This is a genomic window from Alphaproteobacteria bacterium, from assembly GCA_039980135.1.
Taxonomy (GTDB): domain Bacteria; phylum Pseudomonadota; class Alphaproteobacteria; order UBA6615; family UBA6615; genus UBA8079.
Map to the genome: position 1 here is coordinate 707525 of JBDXCV010000009.1, position 24375 is coordinate 731899.

General features: G+C 63.6%; 23 protein-coding genes, 1 tRNA gene and 1 pseudogene. 8 read left to right on the forward strand and 17 right to left on the reverse strand.

All coding sequences use genetic code 11. The features are described from left to right. The first annotated feature begins 11 nt into the window (after positions 1-11). Positions 12-698, forward strand: coding sequence for a PIG-L deacetylase family protein (locus tag ABJ363_13840; protein ID MEP4380080.1), 687 nt, complete (start codon positions 12-14; stop codon positions 696-698). Here the strand turns inward: ABJ363_13840 and ABJ363_13845 are convergent. The 3 genes from ABJ363_13845 to ABJ363_13855 form a co-directional block, all read right to left on the reverse strand. Next, positions 695-1465 (reverse strand): molybdopterin-binding protein, encoded by a 771-nt coding sequence (locus tag ABJ363_13845; GenBank protein MEP4380081.1) that lies wholly within the window; start codon positions 1463-1465, stop codon positions 695-697. The two genes, ABJ363_13840 and ABJ363_13845, sit on opposite strands and share 4 nt — an antisense overlap. Then, positions 1462-2334: a cytochrome b/b6 domain-containing protein gene (locus tag ABJ363_13850; GenBank protein MEP4380082.1), complete on the reverse strand. Its 873-nt coding sequence runs from the start codon at positions 2332-2334 to the stop codon at positions 1462-1464. The genes ABJ363_13845 and ABJ363_13850 overlap by 4 nt, the downstream gene beginning before the upstream one ends. A gap of 133 nt (positions 2335-2467) precedes the next feature. Continuing rightward, positions 2468-3772 (reverse strand): mechanosensitive ion channel domain-containing protein, encoded by a 1305-nt coding sequence (locus ABJ363_13855; protein MEP4380083.1) that lies wholly within the window; start codon positions 3770-3772, stop codon positions 2468-2470. Positions 3773-3943: 171 nt separating this feature from the next. On the opposite strand from ABJ363_13855, the gene ABJ363_13860 reads away from it, so the two are divergent. Next, positions 3944-4792 carry an aldo/keto reductase gene (locus ABJ363_13860; GenBank protein ID MEP4380084.1) on the forward strand — a complete coding sequence of 283 codons (849 nt, stop codon included), beginning with the start codon at positions 3944-3946 and terminating at the stop codon, positions 4790-4792. 52 nt (positions 4793-4844) lie between these two features. Here ABJ363_13860 and narI read toward each other — a convergent pair. Next, positions 4845-5243: pseudogene (narI, locus tag ABJ363_13865) on the reverse strand (respiratory nitrate reductase subunit gamma). A gap of 39 nt (positions 5244-5282) precedes the next feature. On the opposite strand from narI, the gene ABJ363_13870 reads away from it, so the two are divergent. After that, entirely contained in the window at positions 5283-5513 is a 231-nt protein-coding gene (locus ABJ363_13870) for a cyclic nucleotide-binding domain-containing protein (GenBank protein ID MEP4380085.1), read from the forward strand. 49 nt (positions 5514-5562) lie between these two features. On the opposite strand, the gene ABJ363_13875 is transcribed toward ABJ363_13870, so the two are convergent. The 3 genes from ABJ363_13875 to ABJ363_13885 form a co-directional block, all read right to left on the reverse strand. After that, positions 5563-6309, reverse strand: coding sequence for an SDR family NAD(P)-dependent oxidoreductase (locus ABJ363_13875; protein ID MEP4380086.1), 747 nt, complete (start codon positions 6307-6309; stop codon positions 5563-5565). A gap of 12 nt (positions 6310-6321) precedes the next feature. Then, complete coding sequence (locus ABJ363_13880) at positions 6322-7122, reverse strand: fumarylacetoacetate hydrolase family protein (GenBank protein MEP4380087.1); 801 nt, start codon at positions 7120-7122, stop codon at positions 6322-6324. 218 nt (positions 7123-7340) lie between these two features. Continuing rightward, positions 7341-7417 (reverse strand) — tRNA-Arg (locus tag ABJ363_13885). Between the two features lie 235 nt (positions 7418-7652). Between ABJ363_13885 and ABJ363_13890 the strand changes: the two genes are divergently transcribed. Continuing rightward, positions 7653-8804, forward strand: coding sequence for a hypothetical protein (locus tag ABJ363_13890; protein MEP4380088.1), 1152 nt, complete (start codon positions 7653-7655; stop codon positions 8802-8804). Between the two features lie 43 nt (positions 8805-8847). Here the strand turns inward: ABJ363_13890 and ABJ363_13895 are convergent, their stop codons facing one another. Further along, positions 8848-11235 (reverse strand): AAA family ATPase, encoded by a 2388-nt coding sequence (locus tag ABJ363_13895; protein ID MEP4380089.1) that lies wholly within the window; start codon positions 11233-11235, stop codon positions 8848-8850. 88 nt (positions 11236-11323) lie between these two features. Between ABJ363_13895 and ABJ363_13900 the strand changes: the two genes are divergently transcribed. After that, the gene (locus ABJ363_13900; GenBank protein ID MEP4380090.1) at positions 11324-11761 is read left to right on the forward strand and encodes a DUF4864 domain-containing protein; all 438 of its coding nucleotides are present in this window, start codon (positions 11324-11326) and stop codon (positions 11759-11761) included. Between the two features lie 113 nt (positions 11762-11874). Beyond that, entirely contained in the window at positions 11875-12348 is a 474-nt protein-coding gene (gene gpt, locus ABJ363_13905) for a xanthine phosphoribosyltransferase (GenBank protein MEP4380091.1), read from the forward strand. Between the two features lie 12 nt (positions 12349-12360). On the opposite strand, the gene ABJ363_13910 is transcribed toward gpt, so the two are convergent. From ABJ363_13910 to ABJ363_13930, 5 genes are all read right to left on the reverse strand, one after another. Continuing rightward, on the reverse strand, positions 12361-13227 hold the full coding sequence (locus ABJ363_13910; protein ID MEP4380092.1) for an ABC transporter permease: 867 nt from the start codon (positions 13225-13227) through the stop codon (positions 12361-12363). Further along, positions 13224-14171 carry an ABC transporter permease gene (locus ABJ363_13915; GenBank protein ID MEP4380093.1) on the reverse strand — a complete coding sequence of 316 codons (948 nt, stop codon included), beginning with the start codon at positions 14169-14171 and terminating at the stop codon, positions 13224-13226. The genes ABJ363_13910 and ABJ363_13915 overlap by 4 nt, the downstream gene beginning before the upstream one ends. Positions 14172-14199: 28 nt before the next feature. Then, positions 14200-15675: an ABC transporter substrate-binding protein gene (locus ABJ363_13920; protein MEP4380094.1), complete on the reverse strand. Its 1476-nt coding sequence runs from the start codon at positions 15673-15675 to the stop codon at positions 14200-14202. Between the two features lie 74 nt (positions 15676-15749). Beyond that, positions 15750-16787 carry a P1 family peptidase gene (locus tag ABJ363_13925; GenBank protein ID MEP4380095.1) on the reverse strand — a complete coding sequence of 346 codons (1038 nt, stop codon included), beginning with the start codon at positions 16785-16787 and terminating at the stop codon, positions 15750-15752. Further along, complete coding sequence (locus ABJ363_13930) at positions 16784-18073, reverse strand: acetylornithine deacetylase/succinyl-diaminopimelate desuccinylase family protein (GenBank protein MEP4380096.1); 1290 nt, start codon at positions 18071-18073, stop codon at positions 16784-16786. The genes ABJ363_13925 and ABJ363_13930 overlap by 4 nt, the downstream gene beginning before the upstream one ends. Before the next feature lie 54 nt (positions 18074-18127). Here ABJ363_13930 and ABJ363_13935 point away from each other — a divergent pair, with 54 nt between their 5' ends. Further along, a complete protein-coding gene (locus ABJ363_13935) occupies positions 18128-19336 on the forward strand; it encodes a class I SAM-dependent rRNA methyltransferase (protein ID MEP4380097.1) in 1209 nt (402 codons plus the stop codon). A 10-nt stretch (positions 19337-19346) separates the two neighbouring features. On the opposite strand, the gene ABJ363_13940 is transcribed toward ABJ363_13935, so the two are convergent. From ABJ363_13940 to ABJ363_13955, 4 genes are read right to left on the reverse strand one after another with little or no spacing between them, the layout of a single operon-like run. After that, on the reverse strand, positions 19347-20267 hold the full coding sequence (locus ABJ363_13940) for a DUF547 domain-containing protein (GenBank protein MEP4380098.1): 921 nt from the start codon (positions 20265-20267) through the stop codon (positions 19347-19349). A 29-nt stretch (positions 20268-20296) separates the two neighbouring features. Beyond that, complete coding sequence (locus ABJ363_13945; GenBank protein ID MEP4380099.1) at positions 20297-21715, reverse strand: HAMP domain-containing sensor histidine kinase; 1419 nt, start codon at positions 21713-21715, stop codon at positions 20297-20299. Between the two features lie 57 nt (positions 21716-21772). Then, positions 21773-23203, reverse strand: coding sequence for an FAD-dependent oxidoreductase (locus tag ABJ363_13950; GenBank protein MEP4380100.1), 1431 nt, complete (start codon positions 23201-23203; stop codon positions 21773-21775). A 45-nt stretch (positions 23204-23248) separates the two neighbouring features. Then, on the reverse strand, positions 23249-24013 hold the full coding sequence (locus tag ABJ363_13955; protein MEP4380101.1) for a VTT domain-containing protein: 765 nt from the start codon (positions 24011-24013) through the stop codon (positions 23249-23251). 177 nt (positions 24014-24190) lie between these two features. On the opposite strand from ABJ363_13955, the gene rpmH reads away from it, so the two are divergent. Further along, entirely contained in the window at positions 24191-24325 is a 135-nt protein-coding gene (gene rpmH / locus ABJ363_13960) for a 50S ribosomal protein L34 (protein ID MEP4380102.1), read from the forward strand. Positions 24326-24375: the final 50 nt, after the last annotated feature.

Sequence of the window (24375 nt, forward strand, 5' to 3'; positions counted from 1 at the left end):
AGCAGGCCTTCATGACCGACCAGACAAAGCCCCGTGGCGGGCTGCTGATCGTCGCACCCCATGCGCTCGATGAGGTGTTGGGTTGTGGCGGCGTTGCCACGCTGGCGACGGCGGCCGGGCGCCGGGTGGATGTGCTGGTGGTGTTCGGCGACGGGCAGGGCCATGACGCCCAACGGCGCGAGAGCGCGCAGGCCGCGGCCGACATCCTCGGATACGAACCGCCGCGCTATCTGGGCTTTCCGGAGAATCGCGGCGACACGCTGCCCCTGACCGAACTCGTAGCCCCTCTCGAAGCAGCGCTTCGTGAATACGCGCCGCGCGATGTCTATATCCCCTTCGGCAACAGCCTGCACGGGGACCACAAGATAACCTACCAGGCGGCCATCACCGCGGCGCGCCCGCTCCCGGGGTCACCGGTGGGTGCACTTCTGGCCTACGAAATCATTTCCTCGACCGACTGGGCCGTGGCGTCCGACGGCGCTTTCGCGCCCGACAGTTTCGTCGAGATCACGCCGGTCCTGACACACAAGATCGATGCGATCACCGTCTATGATTTCGAGATGCGCGACCCGCCCCATGCCCGCTCGGTGCAAGCCGTCGAACGCCTCGCCCGGCTCCGCGGCAACACGGTCGGTTTCGACGCCGCCGAGGCATTCATGACCCTGCGCCGGCGCGAACCGGCACAACGCGAAAGCTAGATCCCGGCGTACCACTCATAGCCGCGGTCTTCCCAGAAACCGCCGCGGCCCTGACCCACATTCGCGTAGTTGTCGACCACCTCGATCCGCGTCAGATACTTGGCATGCTTGTAGCCGAGCTGGCGCTCGACGCGCAGGCGCAACGGCGCGCCATGGGCCACCGGCAATGGCTGGTCGTTCATGGCATGGGCCAGAATCGTTTGGGGATGGAAGGCATCGAACAGATCGACGCTTTCATAGTAGTTCCCGCTGTCCTCATAAACATCGTCGAGGCAGTGGAAGACCACATAGCGCGCATTGGGGGCCAGCTGCGCCTGCTCCAGGATATGCCCAAGCGGTACGCCGGTCCATTTGCCGATCGCGCTCCAGCCTTCCACGCAATCATGTCGCGTGATCTGGGTGCGCTGCGGTCGACGCTTCAGGTCGGCCAATGACAAGCTCATCGGGTTTGCCACCAGGCCATCGACCCGCAAACGCCAGCCGGCGAAATTATTGGCGAGGAATTCCTGATACGCCACGCCCCCGGGCATGGTGGTGCCGTTGGCCTTGAATACCGGAGACATGTCCGACGCGCTGAACTCGCGCGCGAGCGGCTGGCCGGCAAGCAACGCGCGCTGGGCGTTGAGGGTCGCGTATTCGGCGGATTCCAGAACCCCCAGGAAGCCCGGTGCGCTCATCGCGCGGTATCCGGCGTAACCGACACCGGCAATCGCGGCGGTGGCACCGACATGCAGGAGCGAACGACGGGTGAGAAGCTTGCGGGTCATGACTTGTCCTCCGGGGGCACGATGAAGCGGCCGGTGATCATGGAGCGAATTTCGTTGATGGGTCCGGCGAGCAGCACCATCGCCAGATGCACCACCACAAACGCCACCGTCGCGCTTGCGGCGAGGAAATGGATCGTGCGCGCCGATTGCCGGCCGCCGAACAGATCCAGCATCCAGGGCGCGCTGGCGTTCATCCCCGGCGACATGGTGAGGCCGGTCATGATCATCACGATCAACAGCAGGCCGACTCCCAGATAGGCCCCCTTCTGCAAGACGTTGTACCGCTTGGCCGCATCACCTTTCGGCAGCTTCAACCGGGCGTGGTTCCAGATGTCGTGCAGAATGTGGTGCGGTCGCAGTTCGCGCCGTTCGGGCAGCAGGTCGCGGCGCAGATGCCCGTTAATCAGACTGCCCGCCACAAAGACCAGTCCGTTAATGACGAACAGCCAGGCAAAGAAGAAATGCCAGCGCCGGCCCGTGGCGAGATCGCGATTGGTCGGGATGGTGGCCCATCCCGGCATGGCGATAACCCGGACATCCCCATCGCTGTCGTTGGACACGCCGAACAGGCCGGTGGTCTCGATGGTGAGCGGTCCGATGCGGGTGAAGCCCGCGAGTTCGGTGCCCGGCCCGTCCGGGCGTGCGGCGAAGAACTCGATGAAGGCGGTGTCGTTATCGGCACCGAACTCACCCCAGTACAGCGCCGGGTGGGCGTTGAGAATCTGCAGTCCGCTCATCAGCAGCAACGTGAAACACAGCGCGTTGACCCAATGGGTCAGCCGGGTCACGACGCGATGGCGGTAGATGATTTCACCTGCCCCGGGTTCGCGCGCGGGCGCTTGCGTCTCCGGCGATGCGATCTGGGTCATGTTGCGGAATTCCCCGGTTTGTCGATGGACTGCATGGACACGGCGCGCGGCCGCGCCAAGGCCTCAGGAAGACAAACACCGCACCGCTCAAGAAATTCCAGCCATTCCCGGGAAGGCCCGGAAGCCGCAGATGTCAGGAGGTTTTGACCTCACCCGACAGCGTGACTTCGCGTTGCGGAAACGGAATCTCGATACCGTTCTGCTGCAACGCCGTCCAGATCATCATCAGCAGATCGGCGCCGACGCGGTTGTCGCCGTCATCGATGCCCTCCATCCAGAACTCGACCAGGATGTTGATCCCCGAATCGCCGAAGCTGTCGATTTCCGCGTCCGGCCGCTCGGCGATGGGAACATCGTCGCCGCTGATAATCTTCGGGTGGCTGGCGGCGACTTCACGGATAATCTGGAACATCTTTTCAAGATCGGTCTTGTAGGCGACCTGAAAATTAAGCGCGTAGCGTTGCTTCTGGTTGTTGTGGGTCCAGTTGACGAACGTGGTGGTGATGAAGCGTTCGTTCGGCACCATGATGTCCTTGCCGTCATACGTCTCCAGCGTGGCCGACCGCATCTTGAGTTCGCGCAATGTGCCCGACCGGCCGTCTTCCAGCTCGATATAGTCGCCAATCATGATCGACCGATCGAGCAGGATGATGATGCCCGACACGAAGTTCGAGGCGATCTGCTGCAGGCCGAAACCCAGGCCGACACCCAACGCGCCGCCGAACACCGCCAGCGCCGTCAGGTCGATGCCGACAATATTCAGCAGCAGCAGGAGCATCAGCACGTAGATGCCGATCTCGAAAAGCTTCGCGACAACCTCGCGTGTGCTTACGTCCAGCGCGGTCCGGTTTCGAATGACCCGCTGACCGGTCGAGTTGGATACGCGGCCAAACCAGAACAGCAATATGCCGAACAGGAAGGTGCGCAACACCGCCAGCAACGTGATCCTGATGTTGCCGACCTCGAAGGACACGGCGTCGAGATGCCCGGTCACGTCGTCCAGCAGGCCGACGATAAACAGCAAGGCGATCGGAACACCGATCCAGCGCAGGATGAAGATAATCGTCGTACTGTTGATGAAATGGTTCGCCAGGCTGAAGGCCAGCAGGATGAACGCCGTTCCCTGCGCGGCGCGAACAAGCCATGCCTCTCCGATCACCGCGGCGCTGATCGGCGTGGCCACGCCCAGCAGCAGCGCGGTGACGACGGGAAGCACCAGGTCGCCGGCATTGTGGAGGGCCATCCGCATATCGAGAAGCGCGCCCGATTTCGGCTCTTCGCGGAAAATCCTGACCCGTCCCTTGATGCTGAATGTCAGCACCCAGGCCACCAGAAGCGCGGTGATGACAAATCCGACCTGGGAATAGAATTCCGGCGACCCGAGATGAACCAGGGCGGTATCCCAAGCCATGGTCAGCTGTTCCATCACTCGATCCATCGCGGAATTCCTTTAACGCAGAGCGACCGACACGATAGGCGTTTCACGCACGGCTCACAATCGAATGGCGCACTTTCACGCAGAACGGGGCATGCAGTATGCTTTCGTCTCAGGCAGGCAATCACCCCGATGCTGCCGTCCGAACCAACACCCCGCATATCGAGGAACCAGATGCCAGCTGCACTTGCCCCAACGATCAACGCGCACGGCGCCGCCATCCCGGCCGTCGGTTACGGCACCATGCTATTCCCCGAACCCGAGCGCGCGGTCGAGCTCATTCTGCATGCGCTGAATTGCGGCTACCGCCACATCGACACGGCCCGGAAATACGGCACGGAGCAATGGGTCGGCGAAGGCGTTCGTGCATCTGGTTTGCCGCGCGAGGAGCTTTGGATCACGACAAAGGTGACGGAGGAAAACGCGAAGGCCGACGATTTCGCGCGCTCGGTCGATACCAGCCTCGCGACGATGGAGCTCGACTATGTCGATCTGCTGCTGATCCACTGGCCACAACCGAAAGTCCCGCTCGAGGAAACCCTCGGCGCGCTGGCAAAGGCCAAACGCGACGGGCTGGCGCGTCACATTGGCGTGTCAAACTTCACGATTCCCCTGCTCGAAGAGGCCGTCGCCAAATGCCCCGAACCCCTGGTGACCAACCAGATCGAGTATCACACCTATATCAATCAGGACCGCGTGATCGCGGCATGCCGCAAGCACGGCCTGCTGATCACCTGCCACGCACCGCTGGCGCGCGGTGCGATGCTCGACGACCCGGTGATTGTCGAAGTCGCGGCGGCGCACGACAAAACGCCGGCCCAGATCGCGCTGCGCTGGACGGTTCAGCAACCCGGTATCGGCGTGGTGCCGCGCGCGCTCGAACTATCCGAGATCGAGGAGAATATCGGCATCTTCGACTTTGCACTGAGCGACGCGGAGATGGATCGCATCGGCAAGCTGAAGGAAAAGAACCTGCGGATCATCAGCCCCGAAGTGCGCCGGCCTGTCTGGGACGAAGCCTAGGCCGGCACCCCATCCCGGCCTGCGCGCCGGATTCACGTCGCCGTTCCCCGGACTAACGCGCCGAGCGGTTGCGGCTTCGGACGACCTGATAACCGGGCCGCCAGACATACCGGACCGGCGCGCTGAGCATGTGTACGAGCCGGGTGAAGGGGAACAACAGGAAGATCGTCAGGCCCAGGAACAGATGCGCCTTGAAGATCCAGTGCACCTCGGCCACGAAGTCCGCAGCGCCGCCCTGGAAGGTGAAGATGCCACGCGCCCACAACATGAACTTCACCATCTCGCTGCCATCCAGATGCCCCGCCGAGACGAAGATCGTGCCCAGCCCGAGGACGAGCTGGAGATCGAGCAGAATCAGGATCCAAGTGTCACTGAAGCTCGATGTAGCCCGCACCCGCGCGTCGAAGAGACGGCGGTGCAGCAACAGCGTCGCGCCCACAAGCGCGATCAGGATCTGGAGCGCGGCCGTCGCCCGCCGCTTTTCAGCACGATGGACGACGCCGCGTTCGATCGCCTGGCGCCGATTTCCTATCTGCAACATTTTCCGGCCGGTGTGCATCTGATCTCGGAAGGCGATTCCGCGGATTTTCTGCACGTGGTGGTCGAGGGTTCGGTCGAGCTGTACGCAACGGGCAATGGCCGGGAGACGATCGAAGACCCGGTCGCGCTTCGCAAGCTGGCCCGACCGTCTCCGCTGATCGACACGCCTGAAGAGTGGTAGCCAAGTCGGTTAGCCCGCAACCCCGACGCCGCAGGGACGGAAAGCAGGCCTAGTAGGTCGCGCGTCCGCCGCTGAGGTCGAACGTGGCCGCGGTGGTAAACGAGTTCTCCGCCGAAGCGAGCCAGGCGACCATGCCCGCGATCTCCTCGACAGTGACGAAGCGCTCGCGGGGAATCTTCGACAGCATGTAATCGACATGCTCCTGCTTCATCTGGTCGAACAGCGCGGTCCGGGCGGCAGCAGGGGTCACGCAATTGACGGCGATGTCCTGATCGGCGAGTTCCTTGCCGAGCGACTTGGTCAACGCAATGACCGCCGCTTTCGAGGAACTGTAGGCAGACGCATTGGGGTTGCCCTCCTTGCCGGCGACGGACGCCATATTGATGATGCGGCCATAGCCCGCGTCTTTCATGTAGGGCACGACCGCCTTGCAGCAATAGAAGACGCCGTTGAGATTGATCTCGATGACACGCCGCCATTCGTCGGTCGCATATTCCCACAGCGGTGCGTTGGCGCCGGAGATCCCGGCGTTGTTGACCAGAATATCGATCTGCCCCGCCTGCTGTACGACGTCCTTCGCCGCGCCCTCGACATCGTCCGGATCCGCGACATCGACCCGCATCGAATGAGCACTTTCACCGAGAGCCTGGGCCGTCTCTGCCACCTCGGCCTCATCGATGTCCCACAACCAAACCTGCGCGCCCGAATCCAGAAGCCGTGTCGCGATCGCCCGGCCAATACCCTGGGCCGCCCCGGTCACAATGGCACGACGTCCTGCCAAATCGATCTGGTTCATGTGATTCAGTCCTTATTCTTCATCTTCAAACGAGACTTCAACCAAGCCCAGCCCGGAGAAACTCGCCGTGACATGGGACGCGCCGGCAATGTCCGCCATCGGGCCCAGCGCGCCGCTCATCACCAGGTCACCCTCGCACAGCGGCGTTCCCAGTTCCTGCATCCGCCGCGCCAGCCAGACCACCGCGTTCAGCGGATGACCGAGACACGCACGTCCGTCTCCCGAAGAGACAAGGGCGCCGTCCGCGTGGGTCTCCATGATGCAGTTCGCCAGATCGACACTTTCGATGCGTGACGGGTTGCCGCCGAGAACCATCAGGCCGGCCGAGGCGTTGTCGGCGATCGTGTCCACAATATCGATGTCCCAGTCGCGAATGCGGCTGCAAACGATCTCGAATGCCGGCTGGACATACTCGGTCGCACGCATCACATCGACCACCGTCAGGTCGGGCCGGTCGAGATCACGGCCGAGCATGAAGGCGATCTCGGATTCGATCTTCGGCTGCATCAAGCGCGTGCGCGCAACAGACGAACCCGGCCCGAAGATCATGTCCGCAAACAGCGTCCCGAAATCCGGTTGATCGACCCCGAGCTGGATCTGCACCGCCTTCGCCGTCAGGCCGATCTTGCGGCCGACCAGTCGGCGGCCATTGGCGATGCCATGGTCGGTGACGGCCTGCTGCACGGCATAAGCGGTCGCGATATCCTTTTCAGGCAATTCATGGCGAACCGGCGCGCGCGGGACACCACTTTCTTCCGCGGCGCGAAGACTTTCGGCCAGCGTTCCGATCAGTACCTGACTTACGGCCGTCATGGTCTCATCCCCATCAATCACACGCCCGGTTATGCGCCCAGACCGCACGGCGTGTGCCAATCGCCGCCTGCAAACGCGACCAAGGATACATTGACACGCGCGTCCATCTTTTCGCTACGCTGGCACCTGTCAGGGTCTGACCCGAGGGTTTCGGGATCACGAAAACCGCAGAATCGCGCGCGACATACATAGGTATGGAGTCTTTTGGGATGTGCTCTTGGCGCGCCCGGGAAGATTCGAACTCCCAACCTCCTGATCCGTAGTCAGACGCTCTATCCAGTTGAGCTACGGGCGCTTGGCCAAGGCGCGCGGAAGCTAATCAAATGCCTCACTGAATGCAAGTATCGGAAGGCCACTTTGCGGATGGGCGAAATGTCGCGAAAATCCGGTCCAAAAGCCGCTTGCCCGGTCCAATGCCAATCGGTAACATCCGGCGCAACCATTTGGCTAATCAGCAATTTTTGCGCGTTCGCCGCATCTGCGGCATTAATTGGGGATCGCGCTGGGGCATTTGAGGGACATGGGAGCGGATGACAACTAAACGCACCTGGTCGGCACTGGCCGGCGCAGCGCTGCTATTGGCGGCCTGCGATTTTACAGACGACGCACTCATTCCGTCCCTGACGGGCGAGTCACCCTCCGGCGGCGACCGACAGGTGATTCCCGCGAGCGCGGCCGAACGCAACCCGCAGCCGACCTTGTCCGGCGCGCCGCCGCAGCTTGGCCAGAATAATTTCCAGCCCGGCGGTGTGACCGCCGGTCAGACAACCGGCACCGAAGTCGGCCGGCGTGTCGAGCGCCTGCGCGGCGACCTCGGCCGGTTGCAGACGAACATCGGCAACGGCAACGAGATCCTCCAGACGCTTCGCCAGCAAACGATCACGAACGCCAACACCTATCAGAGCCTCGTCGCCGACATCCAGGCGCGCCTGCAGGTCGGCACGACCCCGGGCAACCCCAATCTCGTTTCGGCATGGACCCAGGCCCAGGCGACACTCGATCAGATTTCCGACGGCGTCGGACAGATGAACGGCTTGTCGAACAGTGTCGCGGACGCCAGCTCGCTGGCCGCGTTCATTCTCGAATCTGTGCGCGCCACCTATGGCCTCACCGGCGCCATCGACGAAGATCATCGCCAGCTCGCCATTCTCGAGGACGAGGTCAACCGCACCGTCGTGTTGATCGACCGCCTCCTGAACGAACTGAGTGAGGACGTGTCGCGCCAGACCAACTATGTGGGTCGCGAACGCAGCAACCTGACCGTGCTCTCACTGGCCGTGAAGAACGGCGAGTTGTTCGGCACCAGTCTGGCCAATCGCGCCTTCGCGACGGCCGGTCCCGTACGCAGCGGCGCACCGAACCCGGCAGCCAATCTGGCGAATCGCCGCCCGCTCGTGGTGATCCGTTTCGACCGTCCGAACGTGCCCTATCAGGAACCGCTCTTCACCGCCGCCAGCGAAGCGCTGAACCGGCGCCCGGGTGCGGTGTTCGATATCGTCTCGATCGTACCCCAGCAGGGTACACCGGCGCAGGTCGCCCTGAGCGCAAACCAGTCGCGGCGCAATGCCGAGCAGGTGCTCCAGACGCTGATCCAGATGGGTCTGCCGAGCGATCGCCTGTCGTTGAGTTCCACGTCCAGCGCGGATGTGGCCAGCAACGAGGTGCATATCTACGTCAGGTAGTCAGGCCGCCGGCCCGGGGCCGGGAACGCCTTCGACATCTTTCCTACCGGTCGCGCTCGTCGAGCGCGTGGTCGAAGGCGACCAGCCGTTCGGCGACCCGCGCATAAACGCTGCCGGCCGGATAGTCGCCCGCCGCGTCGGGGGCCCCCGCTTCGATGCCCGTGAACAGTTCGACCGCTTCATCCACATGGGCCGCCGAATAAATATGGAAGCGACCGGCGCCGATGTCCGCCGATATCCCGTCGTCGAGAACAAGGCCCGGCTCGTTCGAGCGCGGAAACACGACCCCCTGGTCACCGGTCAGCGGGCCCGCCTCGACACAGGTGCGGTAGAAGCCCTCGGCCTTCTGGATCAACCCGCCGATCGCCTGCACCTCGCCGCGCTGGTTGACCGAGCCTGTGACCGCGAGGTCCTGACGTAGCGGTATGTCGGCAAGATCCGACAGAATCGTCAGGACTTCGGCCAACGAGGCGCTGTCGCCCTCGACGCCGCCATAGCTCTGCTCGAAGGTAATCGAGGCGTTGAACGACAATGGCGTGCGCCGCGCAAACAAGCCCGCGAGGAAGCCCTGGATCACCATGGCACCCTTCTGCTGAATCGGTCCGCCGAGCAAAGTCTCGCGTTCGATATTGGTGACACCGCGCCGGCCGATCGACGTGCGGGCGGTCACCCGCGACGGCGCGCCAAACGCGTGATCGCCCATATCGCGGACCGTCAGCCCATTGACCTGCCCGACCGCGCCACCGGACGTGGATATCATCACCGTCCCGCGCTGAATCGATTCATGTGTCCGGTCCTCGATCCGCGCGTTGCGGTTGCGCCGATTCCGCCGCGCGGCGCGCACCGCTTCGGCATCGACCTGTGCCGCCCCGTTTGACCGGGCCTCATAGATCGCCTCGTTGACGATATCCTCGACCAGCTCGAAGCGCGCTGACAGCTTTGTCCGGTCAGCCGCGATGCGAGAGGCATAGCCAAGTAGATAGCCAATCGCATCGGCGGTGCAGGTGGTGGCGCCATGCTTGTTCGCGAACCCCTGAAGCAATCCGGCGTAACAGACGAGATTCTCCGGGCTGGCAGCCATGTCCGCATCGATCTCCGACTTCACCTTGAAATAGGCCTGGAACTCGGGATCGACGGAGAAGAACGTGTAGTACCATTGCGGCGCACCGACGATCACGACCTTCACGTTAAGGGGCACAGGTGCGGGCTTGGGCGCGCCCGCCACCGGAACACCGCCGGCGCGATACTGCTCTTCCATACGCACCAGGCCATCGCGGAGTGCGCCCTTGAGATGGGCCCAACTGTCCGCATGGGCAGCAATCGCCTCGGCGCGAAGCACCAATATCCCGCCATTGGCACGATGCAGCGCCCCCGGCTGAATGAGCGAATAATCCGTCTGCAGAACACCCCCGACCTGACGGTATTCGATCTGCCCGAACAGGTTGGCGTAGGTCGGATTGCCCTCAAGCACGATGGGCGGTCCCGAGACTTCACCATTGTCGACCAGCAGGTTGACCGCATAGCGCGCCTCCGGCGTGGGTCGGGCCGGCTGTGGGCCGGCCGCGGGCGCCGGGGCACCCTCGGCCGCGTCGGCGGGCGGCTGAAACAACGCCAGGTTCTCGAGCAGATCGACCCGGAACGCGACCAGCCAGCGGTTAAGGCCCTGCACATCGCTAAAGCGCGAAATCAGCTCATCGACGAGGCCGCCGACGGCATTCTCCGCGACGGCGCGATTCAACTCGCGTACGTCCTCAAGCAGCTTGGCCTGGCGGCGTGCCGCGTCCCGGTTGATCTCGGCCAGCATCTGGCTGACCCGCTGGCCGGTCTCCTCCAGGGTCTTGCGTTCCGCCTCGGGCAGTTTCGAGACATCACGCGGCTTGTCGTCATCATCAAGTGCTGCGACCGCCAGCCCCTGCGGCGATTGGACGAGCGACAGCCCGGCCCGCTCCGCCTCGGCGCGCGCGGCCTCGATGGCCTTGCCGATTTCGGCACGCATCGCCGCTTCCTCATCGTGCAGACGCTGCTGATACTCTTCACGCGTGAAGGCCTGGTGCAGCGCGTCGCGCAATTGGGGGACCAGGGCCGCCATATCGTCGCGGAAATTGCGCCCATGGCCTGCCGGCAAACGCACGGCAAGCGGCTCGTTCGAGCGCCTGAAATTGTTGAGATAGACCCAGTCATCAGGACGCGCGCCGTCGCGCAGCGCCTCTTCGAGAAAAGACAGCGTCGCGGTCATCCGGCCGCTGCGGTCTTCGCCGACGACAAATATATTGAACCCGGGATCGTGCGCCTCAAGGCCGAATTCCAGTGCCTCGCGCGCGCGGGCATGGCTCGACAGGGAAAATACCCGACTGTCCGGCGTTCCGCCGGTTGCCGTAGTTTCGAACGCGGGAAATCCCGCATCCGCGGCTTCGATTTTCCTGATCGGCATGACATCCTCCCTGTCGTGGCCAACTATACAAGCTCGGCCGGTCATCGTCCCGCTCGCAACGACGCGACACAGAGGCCATAATCTTCAAATGTCCGTCACCATCCGTACGCTCCTGATCGTCCTCCTTCTCAGCCTCGTCGGCGTGATCCCGGTGCGGGCCCAATCCAGTGTTTCCGCCCTGGACGGCGCAGCCTTCGCCGAAGTGATCGAAGGCCAGATCTCGGCCTTCGCGCGCGACGATGGAGATACCGCCTTCGCATTCGCCAGCCCCGATATCCGCCGCGCCTTCATGACCGCGGAAAAATTCATGCAAATGGTGCGATCGAGCTTCCGGCCGGTCTATCGACCCCGCGCCTACAGCTTCGGGGATCCCGCGATCGTCGAGGGCACCCCGGTGCAGCCGGTGCGGGTCATTGGGCCGGACGGGCGCGGCACGGTCGCGCTCTACCGCATGGAGCGACAGGCCGACGGCAGTTGGCGCATCGCCGGCGTCACGTTGCACCCGACCGGCGAACGCGGCATCTAGCTGCGATCACGGCCTGTTGGTCCACAGTCAAGTCCACAGCGGCGATTGCACCGCCCCGCGGCGCCCGCTTAAATACGCACCCACCAACTCCCCGCAATCAGATCGGTTTCGACATGGCCAGCCCTCAGCATGATTTCCCGGTATCCTGGGAACAACTTCATCGCGATGCCAAGGCGCTCGCCTGGCGGCTGAAGGAAAAGGGACCCTGGGATCAGATCGTCGCCATCACCCGCGGCGGGCTGGTGCCTGCCGCCATTGTCGCGCGCGAACTGGAACTGCGGCTGGTCGACACCGTGTGCGTGTCATCCTACGACCATCAGGCGCAGGGCGACCTCACGATCCTGAAGAAGGTCGAAGGTGACGGGACCAACACATTGATCGTCGACGATCTTGTCGATACCGGGAAAACCGCCAAGATCGTCCGCGAGATGCTGCCCAAGGCCCATTTTGCCACTGTCTATGCCAAGCCCGCCGGCCGGCCCCTGGTCGACAGCTTCGTGACCGAGGTCAGCCAGGACACCTGGATTCATTTCCCATGGGATCTGGAACTGCAATTCGTCCAGCCGATTGCCAGCGGCGGCCAGTAGCACCCCGACGGACTAGCCCGATCGCTCGGTTCGCAATCGCGGGTCGAGCGCATCACGCAGGCCGTCCCCGAGCAGGTTCAGACCCAGGACCGCGAGGGCGATGGCCAACCCCGGGAGGATCGCCAGCTTCGGATCAAGCGCCATGAAGGTCTGAGCGTCGAACAACATGCGTCCCCAACTCGGCGCCGGCGGCTGGGTTCCCAACCCCAGATAGGCGAGCGCGGCCTCCGCGAGGATCGCCACGGCGAACTGGATCGTTGCCTGGACGATCAGCACGGGGGCGATGTTCGGCAATATGTGGTCACGCGTTATCGCCGCCGGCGTCTTCCCGATCGCCAACCCGGCGCGGGCATACTCCAGCCCCCACACCTGTATCGCGGCCCCACGCGCGACCCGCGCAAACACCGGAACATTGAATATGCCGATGGCAATGATGGCGTTGATCGCGCCCGGCCCGAAGGTCGCGGTGATCATGATCGCCGAGACGATCGCGGGGAATGCAAAAACCACGTCCGACCCGCGGGCTACCAGATCATCGACCCAGCCACCCCGTGCCGCCGCCAGGAGCCCCAGGCCCACGCCCACGACAAGACCGATGCCGACCGCGACCGCACCCACCATGATCGAGTTCCGCGCACCGATCATCAGCCGGGTCGCGATGTCGCGCCCAAAATGATCGGTGCCCAGCCAATGGGTGCCGCTCGGCCCCTGCATCCGCTGCGTGATCGCGACGGTGTCGAAGGCATGAGGTGTCCAGACCAGCGATACCAATGCGACCAGCATCAGCATCCCGGTCAGAATGACACCGATCAGGAAATTGGGATGGCGCAGCAACCGTAAAACCCCGCCGCGATAGACCGTGTTCGCCGCGTCACTCATGGTGCACGTCGCGTGCGGGGATCGATTGCGGTGTAGGCGACATCGACCAGGAAGTTCACCACCACGACAAGCGCCACCAGAAGCAGGATCACGTCGCGCAAGACCACCAGATCGCGCTGGCTGACAGCCTGGAAAATCAGGCGGCCAATACCCGGCAGGGCGAACACAACCTCGATCACAATCGAACCGGCCAGAAGGAAGGCAAACTGTAACCCGATGATCGTGGTCATTGGGATGAGTGCGTTGCGTAACACATGGCCCCACAAGACCCGGCGTGGTGCCAGACCCTTGGCGCGCGCGGTGCGCACATAGTCTGCACCCAATGTGTCGAGCAGCGCCGTGCGCGTCACCCGGGCGAGGATCGCCGCCTCCGGCAGGGCCAGGGAGAATGCCGGCAACACGAGGGCCCACAGCGCAGTCCCAACACCCGCATCCCAGCCCGGAAAGCCTGACGCCGGGAACCAGCCGAGCGCGACGGCGAAGACCAGGATCGACAGGATCGCAAACCAGAAATTCGGGATCGCCATGCCGATCTGGCTGAAACCCATCACACCATAGTCTCCGGGCCGGCCGCGGCGCGTGGCCGCAAGCATCCCCAGCGGAATGGCTATCAGTGTCGACAGAAACAATGCGAAAAGCGCCAGCGGCACGGTCAACGTCAGCCGCTCGCCGATCAACTGTGAAACCGGGACATCATAGGTATGGCTTATCCCGGTGGTGCCGGCGGCCAAGCCGCCGATCCAGTCGAGGTACCGCAGCGCGGCGGGTCGATCGAGCCCCATCTGGGCACGCAACGCGGCGAGCGTATCGTCCTGCGCCTCGATCCCGAGGATCAGCAGCGCGGCATCGCCGGGCAGCACTTCCAGTATGACGAAGATCGCGAGGCTGGCCACCAGTAGTGTGATCAGCAGCAGCAGGATCCGGCGCGCGAGATAGGTCAGCATGGCGCCGCGCCCGGCAGTATCCGGTTATCTACTCCCAGCGGACGCCGGTGACGTCGGTCGCCTGGACCGGCGCATTCCGCCACATGCCTTTGAGGCCCTTGCGCCAGACACCCAGCTTGGCGAGCTGGAACATATAGGCGTTCACAGCATCGGCCGTAATGGTCCGCTGCGCCTGGCCAAGAATGCGGTTCCGCGCAGCCTGATCGCTGGTGTTGTTGAGCCGCGCCATCAGCGCCTTGAGGGACGGGGAATCGTAATTGAAATAGTAGGTGTCACGCGCGTAGATGCCGATATCCACCGGTTCGGTGTGGGAGACAATCGTCAGGTCATAGTCCGTGCCGCGGAACACCTGCTCAAGCCACTGCGCCCATTCGACCGGGATGATCTCGACCGTAATGCCCACCGCTTTCAGTTGGGACGCCACGATCTCACCACCGCGACGCGCGTAGGTCGGCGGCGGCAGCTTGAGCGTGAGTTTGAGGTCGGTCTGATCGGCATCGGCCAGAAGCGCGCGCGCGCGCGCCGGGTCATGAGGGTAGGCCGCAAGCAGGTCCACATAAGCCGGATGGTGGGGTGCGAAATGCGTGCCGATCGGCGTGCCGAACCCGAACATCGCACCATCGACAATCGCCTGACGATCGATTGCATGGGCGATGGCCTGGCGGACACGGACGTCGTTCAGGGGCGGTCGGGTGTTGTTCATGGCGAGAATGGTCTCGCCCTCTGTCGAACCGATCGCGACCTCGAAATTCGGATCAGCCTGTAGCGTGATTACCGCCTCGGGTGCCTGCAAATTCGCGACCGCATCGATGTCTCCGGCCTTCAGGGCCGCGACCTGGGCCGAAGGATCGGGGATAAAGCGAAACGTCACCTTGCGGATCGCGCGACCCTCATCGGTCGCCGCCAGACGGATTTGCGAGCCGCGCACCCAGCGGTCGAACTTGTAGGGGCCGGTCCCGATCGGCGCGACCTTGTTGTTGGCTGCCGATTCAGGTGCCACGATCACCGCGTCGCCCCATCCCAGATTGAACAGCAACGCGCCTTCCGGCCGCGACAGCGTGATCCGCACGGTCCGCGCATCGACCGCCTCGACCTTGTCCATCGCCGCGAAGAGCTGCTTCTGAGCATTCACGGAATCGCTCGCCCGTGCCCGGTTCAACGAGAACACGACATCGTCGGCATCGAAGCCCGTGCCGTCGTGGAACGCCACGCCGTCCTTCAGGGTGAAGGTGTAGACAAGGCCGTCACCGGATACGGCCCAGCTCTTGGCGAGTTGGGGCTGCACCGCGCCATTCTCGTCGATCCGGGTTAGCCCCTCGAACAGGTTGGCGTAGACGATTTCATCGATAGCCGCGGCCGCACCCGCCGTCGGGTCGAGATGGGGCGGCTCGAGGGTCAGCCCGATCGTCAGCGAATCCTTGGGTTGGGCCTGCGCCGCAGGAGCCGCCAGAACAGCCAGCCCCGAGGCGACTGCGATCGCCACGACAATGCGCATCGTCTTCATGTCGGCCATTCCCTTGAATGATTTCCGGTGTGCCAAGCGTAGCAAATGCAGTCGATCAGCGTCCAATGGGAGGGTCACCCGGAAGTCGGGTAGGAATCCCTGTAGGCGGGCCATTCGCCCAGGCCCGTCGCCGCGAAAACGCCGCGCGCGACCGCCCGCGACAGGCAATCCGCCGCCGCCATGCCGATACGGGCCACATCGAGAACGGGATTCGCAATCGGCGCCTTTCCCGTCGCCAACGCAAAGACGATATCGCCATCCATCGGCGTGAAGACCGGCCGTATCGCGCGCGCGAGACCCGCCTGCGCCATCCGCGCGACCCGGGCGGTCTGTGCCTTGGTCAGCGCCGCATCAGTGGCTACAATCGCCAGCGTGGTGTTGGACAGGCCATCCCGAAGGCCGTACTTATCAAGCGGATGATCCGGCACCTCGAGGGACGGAGCGCCGCCCCATCCACCGAATTCGTCGTCACGTTCGAGCGCCCCGGCCAGGAACTGGCCTGCGCCGTTCGTGACCACCGAGCCAAGCGCATTCACGGCGGCCAGCGCCCCGACCGTCACGTCACCATCCAGTACGACCGACGCCGTCCCCTGACCGCCCTTGAGCTTGCGCCCGTCATGGCCGGTCGTAGTCGCACCGAACCCGGCCCCTGCATTGCCCAGAGAAACTTCCATCCCTGCGGTCTCCGCCGCCGCACGTGCCAGGGCCCGATAAGGCAGCGCCGTGTCAGGCTTGTCTCGGAACGCGGTTTTATCCCCGCCGTTCAGCAAATCGAAAAGAATCGCGCCAGGCACGATCGGTACGTGCAGACCCCCCACCGGGAATCCCCTGCCCCGCTCGGCAAGCCACCCCATCACGCCGTCAGCCGCCGACAGACCGAAGGCGGACCCACCGCCGAGGACAATCGCGTCGACGGTTTCGATTGTGGCGTCGGCGCGCAGCAGTTCGAGTTCGCGCGTTCCCGTGCCGCCGCCCTGCACATCGACCGCGGCGACCGCACGCGTATCGGGCAAGACCACTGTTACGCCGGTCCGGATATCGGCGTCTTCGGCGAATCCGACCTTCAGGCCCGCCACATCGGTAATCGCATTGCGTACGCCGACCTTGCTCATTCTTTACCCCACAACAACTCCAGCGCCGTCGCCGCCATGACCTTGGCCGACGCGACCATATCGTCGATATCGATATACTCATCCGGCTGGTGTGCGAGCTCCAGGATTCCCGGCCCATAGGCCACGCAATCCTTGAGCTTGCCGACCCTCCAGACATGTTTCTGGTCATAGGTGCCGGGTGAGGCCACATGGCGCGACGGGCCGCCCAGCACCCGCTCGATATTCCGGTCCAGCGCACGCACGAGTGGCGAATCCGGTTCGGTAAGGGTCGGCGGGACCGACCAGATGTCGCGAAGCTCATATTCGAACGCCTGGCGCTCGGCCGACAGCCGATCGAGGATCTCGACCACCTCGGCCCGCACCGCCGCCTCGTCCTCTTCGATCAGATAACGCCGATCGAGGACGACCCGACATCGATCCGCGACCAGCGCTGACGGGAATCCTGACCCCGTGTCCTGTTCGGCCTGCCCGCCGTGAATCGAGTTGAAATTCAGGGTCGACTGCCGCGCGGCATCGGGGATGACCGGCATCGCGGTGCGGCGTTCGGCAAGCCGCGGGTAGAGCTCATGTTCGACCTTCTCCAGAAATGCCGCCATGCCCCGGATTGCAGACACGCCCAAAAACGGCATCGAGCCATGGGCGATCCGCCCTCGCACCTCGATCTCGGCCCACCAGACCCCGCGATGACCCAGACAGACGCTGTCCTTGTAGAGGGGTTCGGGAATGATCACGTGATCGACGCGCGGTTTGGAGAAGTGCCCCCGTTCCGCGAGCCAGGCCACGCCGGCATAGCCACCGGATTCCTCATCGACGGTCCCGGATATCTCGATCGCACCGGGAAACGAAACCCCCGATTCCAGCAGCGCCTCGACGGCGATGACGCTGGCCGCGAGGCCGCCCTTCATGTCGCACGTGCCACGTCCATACACGCGGCCGTCGCGTACCGACCCCGCGAACGGGTCGACCGTCCAGCCCTCGCCGGGTGCGACCACGTCGATATGGCTGTTGAAATGCACGCACGGCCCCGGACCGTCGCCCTCAATGCGCGCCACCACATTGGTTCGCGGATACCGATCGCTGTCGCCCAGCGCGCCCTCCGCACGCAGATACGCGACTTCAAATCCGCGTGCGGCGAGCCGCTCCCCCAGGAACCGCGCGCAGGTCTCATAGGCGTCGCCCGGCGGATTAATCGTGGGAATCCGCACCAGTTTGGCGGTCAGGTCGGCGAGCGCGTCTCCCTGGCCGCCGATACGCTGGAACAGATCGTCAATTTCATGTGCGGACATAAAGGCAAGCTAGAGCGGTTCAATCTATCGGGACAAGGCTTTAGAGTGCCGCCGATGACAGCTCTGGCAGAAACGCTCCCCACCGTTCCCGAAATTCGCCTCCAGGCCGGCCGCCACAAGCGCGCGCGCCAGGGCCATCCGTGGATATTCTCCAACGAAATCGAGATGGACGCCGACGCCAAGGCGCTGCCGCCGGGCGGACTCGTCCAGCTGATCGACGCGAGCAAACGGCCGCTCGGCATCGCGACCTTCAATCCGCACCCGCTGATCGCCGCCCGCATCCTGAGCCGCGACCCGGACACCGTGATCGACGGGGAATTCATCACCGCGCGATTGCGCGCTGCACTCGCCGTCCGTGAGGCGCTCTATGCCGTTCCCTTCTATCGGCTGGTACATGCCGAAGCCGACGGCCTCCCGGGCCTGATCATCGACCGGTTCGGCGATGTCTGCGTTGTGCAGGTGAACACGGCGGGCATGGAGAAACTGAGCGACGCATTGACGGCGGCGTTGCAGGACGTGCTGGCGCCGAAGACCATCCTGTTCCGCAACGACAGTGCGGTCCGCAATCTCGAAGGTCTGCCCCAGGAGATACGCGTGGTCGGCGACGCGCTCGAGGGCCCGATCGAGGTCATGGAGAATGGCGGCGTGTTCCAGGCCGACCCGCGCGAGGGACAAAAGACCGGCTGGTTCTATGACCAACGCGACAACCGCGCCTTCGTAGCCGCCCTGTCGAGGGACAAGCGTGTGGCGGATTTCTATTCCTATACCGGCGGGTTTGCCGTCACAGCCGCACTGGCAGGTGCCCGGGAAGTGCACGCCTTCGACCGGTCCCAGGCGGCGCTGGATTTCGCGACCCGGGCCGCAGCAGAAAACGGCGTCGGCGAAAAATTCACCGCCACCAAGGGCGACGCGTTCCAGTTGCTACACGGCTTTGCATCGGCGAGCGAGACCTATGACATCGTGGTCGTCGACCCGCCGGCCTTCGTGAAATCCAAGAAGGACTATCAGGCCGGCATCCGGGGCTACCGGAAACTCTTCCGGCTGGCCGCGCAGATCGTCGCGCCGGGCGGCTATCTTTTCGCGGCGTCCTGCTCGCACCATGTGGATCCGCCGAGCTTCGCTGACGCGGTTCGCCGCGCCCTCGCCGACACGGGCCGAAACGGACGCATCCTGCGCAGCTCGGGCGCCGCGCCGGATCATCCGGTGCACCCCTTCCTGCCGGAGACGGGCTATCTCAAGGGTCAGATGATCCAGCTCGACTAGCGCAGACATGTTAGCTGTCGGAATCGTCCTCCGCTTCGTTCAAGGACCAGTCATAGTCGTAACTCTCGATTTCAAACACGAGCTTGAGGTCGCGCAGAAGTTCGGGGCGGGCATATTCGCGCAGATGACGCAGCACACCGGCCTCCGAGCCGCCGAAATCTTCCTGGAACCAGTCATAGATGCTCGACACCGTCAGCGCACCACCGCGAATCTCCGCGCCGCGCGGATGATTCACATAAGCAATCGCGTTCGCCTCCAGCAACGCATCCACCCTGTCGGCCGTATACGCCTCGTCGATCAGGTTCGGGCAGCCGATCGACGCGCAGTTCACAGCGTAGTGGATACGCGGGTCCTTCCAGATCGGACGCAGGATGCGGTGTTCGACATCATCGAGCGAGACGTCCACACCCTCGATCGAGACCAGCTTCTTGCCCCAGGGGCCAATCGAAAAAAGGCCCGGCGAAATCCCGATCTTGAGGATCGAACTCACCGGGTAGTGATCGAGGACCACCCGCACGGTCAATGCGTTGTAGAGGTTGATCCAGTAGGCCTGCTGTTCACGCCGATTGAGGCCGCTGACCCCGACACCGGTCAGCTGGGTGATATAGCCATCCAGCGCCGCACGGTCTGCCGCGGCGAGCCCCGCATAGTCGAACCGGACCACGCCGTCGTCCGACGGACGGATATGCGCCTGCAGAAGCCGCGTCCAGTCGCCGTGATCGACGATTTGCGTCGAGGCGGGATCATGGGCCGACCAGCGCGGCCAGAGTTTGGATTTGGGTGCCGCCATCAGCGGCGACGCGAACAGCACAAGCAGGAACGCCGCGCCAAGCAGAATTGCAGAAAACCGATACGGCGCATGAAGGCGAGGCCAGGAAATATCCATGTCCGATATGTTGGCCCGCACGGGCAGGAACGTAACCCGGTTCACGTCGATTTGAGAGCAGACTGGGTTCGCGGCTAGTCCGCAACCCGGAAGGTCAGACGAAAAACCGTGCCGTTGTCGCCGGAGGCCGCGAGTTCAAGGTCGCCGCCATGGGCCTGCATCACGTCCCGGGCGATCACCAGCCCCAGTCCAGTACCGCCCTGGCGTGCCGATCCCTTGAACGGCTTGAACAGGCTGTCGCGCGCCGCATGCGCCAGACCGGGTCCGTTGTCCGCCGTCTCGACAATCACTTCCGCCCTGTCCGACCGGCCGAGCGATATGGTCACCCGGCGCGCCCCGGCTTCGAACGCGTTACGGCCGAGATTCGAAAACACGCGGTAAATCTGGTCCCGGTCGGCCTCGACAATCGTGTCATCGGGCACATTGTTGACCACCTGTGGACCGGAACCGGCGTCAGCGCGCTCATTCTCAGTCAACACTGCGAGGTCGGACGCCACCTCGCCAATCAGTTCATGCAGGCGAAAGCGCGTGTGGGTGAGTTCCGGGCCTTCGTCGCGCGCATAGTTGAGCGTGCGTGTGCAAAGGTTGATGGCGCGATCGATGGCCTGGATCAGGGGGGTTGCGATCCGCTTGACCTCGGGGTTGTCGACACCGGAGAGGCGGTCGGACAGCAGCACGGCGGTCGACAGGATGCCGCGCAGATCATGGTTGATCTTGCTCACGGCGGACCCGAGCGCGGCCAGATGTTCCTGCTGGCGCAACGCGCCGCGCAAATCCGTCTGCATTTCCGCCAGCACGGACTGCGCCACGCCGATCTCATCTGTGCGGCGGGTCACACCGACACCGACGGACGGATCCTTCGGATCTTGTGAAAACCGCGTGATATCTTCGGTAATCCTGCGCATCGGCCGCACCATGAGCCACTGCAGGGACAGATAAAGAAACAGCCCCGTGATCAGTGAGATGAACACCGAGAGGAGCAGTATGTTGCGCGAATAGAGCATCATCTCCGTGCGCAGATGGGCCTCGTTGAGTACCACCTCCACCTCAAGGTCGGGATCCTGTTCGGTGGGGCTGATCAGGCGCAGGGTGGGATCGCCAGACCGGGACATCGTCGCGAAGGCAGCTCCGATATCCCCCATCAACGAGCGGTTCGCCAGGTTCACGGTGACATCGACGGGCGGCGGCGGGGCGGTATAAAGCAGCAGCCGCCTGTCCGCTCGGTTGAGGACAACGGCATATGCGTTCGCGCGCGCAAGAAGCTGGGCCTTCAGGTCTTCGCTGATCAACTCGGCAGGTGCTGCTTCGAGTGCGAGAACGGCGATGTGCGCCGACTCCGCATGATCGCGCAACCAGTTGGTCCGGAAGTTCGAAACCGACGGGGCATAGATCAGCACCTCGGCAAGCATAACGAAGACAATCGTCAGTACGAGCAGACGCGCAGACAGTGAACGCGCAAAAGGCGGGAGCGAGAATTTCCGCGACCGGATCATGACGCGGGCATGTGTAGCAGAAATGGGCCGCTACGGTCAGTCACGCCAGGCCCGGCGCTATCCGAGTTTCGCCAACAGCCGCACAATTTTGCGCGTCCGGTCCGAAAACAACGAGGGTGTGTAGTAGGAACCCGCAGCCCGCTTGTTGATCTCCCCGAGGGTCGGATAGGGCGCGATCATCTGGGCCATCGCGCCGATCTTCAGCTTCTGGGAAATCGCCAGAATCCACGGCTGGATCAGTTCGCCGGCGTGAGACCCGACGATCCCGGCACCCAGAATTCGTCCCTTGCGACCGACCACCGCCTTGACCATGCCATCGGTGCGCCGCTCGGTGCGGGCCCGGTCATTCTCCTCGAAGGCGGCCGTGACGATGCGCACATCGTCGCCGTGCAATTCGCGCGCCGCCGTCTCCGTCAGTCCCACATTCGCCAGTTCCGGATCGGTGTAGGTCACCCAGGGCACGGCGTCGTAGTTGACCTTGGCCGGCATCCGGAACAATGCATTCCGGATGACGATGCCGGCGTGGTAGCCGGCGATATGCGTAAACTGGTAGCGCCCGGCGACATCGCCGATGGCGAATACGCGCTTGTTGCTGGTGCGCAGCCGCGCATCCACGTCGATGCCCCGCCGGTCATGCTTCACGCCCGCGGCTTCGAGATCGAGGCTGGCCAGGTTCGGTGCGCGGCCGACCGCGACCAGAAGGTGACTGCCTTCGACGTCAAACTTTCCGTCGCCATGTTCGCAAACAACCGTGACGCCATCCCCCGCAGCCTTCACCTCGACGACTTTCGTGTCTTCATGAATATCGATGCCTTCCGCCGTTAGGCGTGCCCGGACCACGGCGACCAGGTCTCGATCATCGGGACCCATCACCTGGAATGCCTCCAGCACCGTGACCTTCGATCCCAGCTGACGATGGGCCTGGGCCATTTCGAGCCCGATGGGACCACCGCCGATGACAATCAGATGACGGGGACGTTCACGCAGTTCAAAAACCGTCTCATTTGTCAGATAGCTAACCTGGTCAAGACCGGGGATCGGCGGCACGGCCGGCGACGAACCCGTGGCGACAACGAAGCGTCGCGCGCGTACGCGCGTGCCGCCCTCGCCGATCACTTCGCGAGGGCCGGAAAACTTCGCGCCCTCCTGGAAAACTTCGACACCGAGATCCTCGAACCGCTCGACACTGTCATGCGGGGCGATTCCGGCGATCACCCCATTCACGTGATCGTTGACGGCAGCGAAATCGACCTCCGCACCCGTCCCGTTCACGCCGAACTGGCTGGTGTGGCCGTAATGCGCGGCGGCATGACCTGCCGCCAGCAACGCCTTGGATGGCACGCAACCGTAGTTCAGGCAGTCGCCGCCCATCCTGCCGCGCTCGAAGAGCGCCACGCTGGCACCCATCTGCACCGCGCCGGCCGCGACGGACAACCCCCCAGAACCGGCACCGATCACACACAAATCCACTTGTCGTGTTTCACTCATGACAACACCAAGATATGCAATTGAGGAAGAAATGACCGGACGGGGTCACGACGCGGTTGAAGCCGCCTTGTTCTTGCGCGCCTGGACCCTTTTATAGATCACCGGCAACAAGGCGAGGACCGCCAGGCCAATCAGCGGGCCGAGAATCTCGGGGCGGAAGATGATGCCCAGATCGGGATCCTGCCCGGCATCGATCAGCGCACCCAGCCCGTTGCCGACCGACGCATAGACGAAGGTACCCGGAATGATGCCCACGAAGGTGCCGATCACATAGGTCGTGGTGGAGACCCCCAGGAATGCGGGCACGAGATTGACCAGCCAGAACGGAAACAACGGGATCAGGCGCAAGACCAGCAAGTAGCTGAGCGCGTTCTCGCGAAATCCGCCTTCCATCTTCGATACGAACGGCCCGGCCTTGGCACGCAGCACATCACCCAGCGCGGTCCGGGCAATCAGGAACAACGCCGTGGCACCGAGCGTTGCTGCGACCACCACGATCAGGCCACCGCCGAAAGCGCCGAACAAAAACCCGCCCGTGAGTGTCATGATCGCCCCCCCCGGCAATGAAAAAGCGATGACCGCGGCATAGATCGCGGCAAATGCCACAATCGCGACAATCCCGTTCTCGCTGACCAGCATGCGCAGGGTTTCGCGATTTTCCTTAAGCGCCTGGAGGGAAACAAACCGATCGAGATCGAGGGCGAAAAACGCGACAAATCCGGCGATCAGGACCGCAATCGGCAGTATTCTGCGGACCAGGATCGTCTGAATCGAGGCCTTGCCCGGCGCCGACGTGGTGGATTCGTTCATCGCGTTCTTATCCTTGTTCGTTGCGAAACTACTTGGTGTATCGTGACGGGCTCAACCATTCACCAATGCGTGACCTTCCATGCTCTGTTAACACCGCGAGGGTGCGTTGACTTCCATCGGCTGAAAACGTATACAGCGCGCCGACTTGCAAGGCCTTCAAGGCAATGGAGAATTCGCGTGAAGCGGACATTTCAACCGAGCAATCTGGTGCGCAAGCGCCGCCATGGATTTCGTTCCCGCATGAAGACCGTTGGCGGGCGGCGGGTTTTGGCGCGCCGGCGTGCACGAGGCCGCAAAAAGCTGAGTGCCTGAACGGTGCCGAGCGCGGTTCACGCCGCGCGGGCACAATCACCGGGATTGAT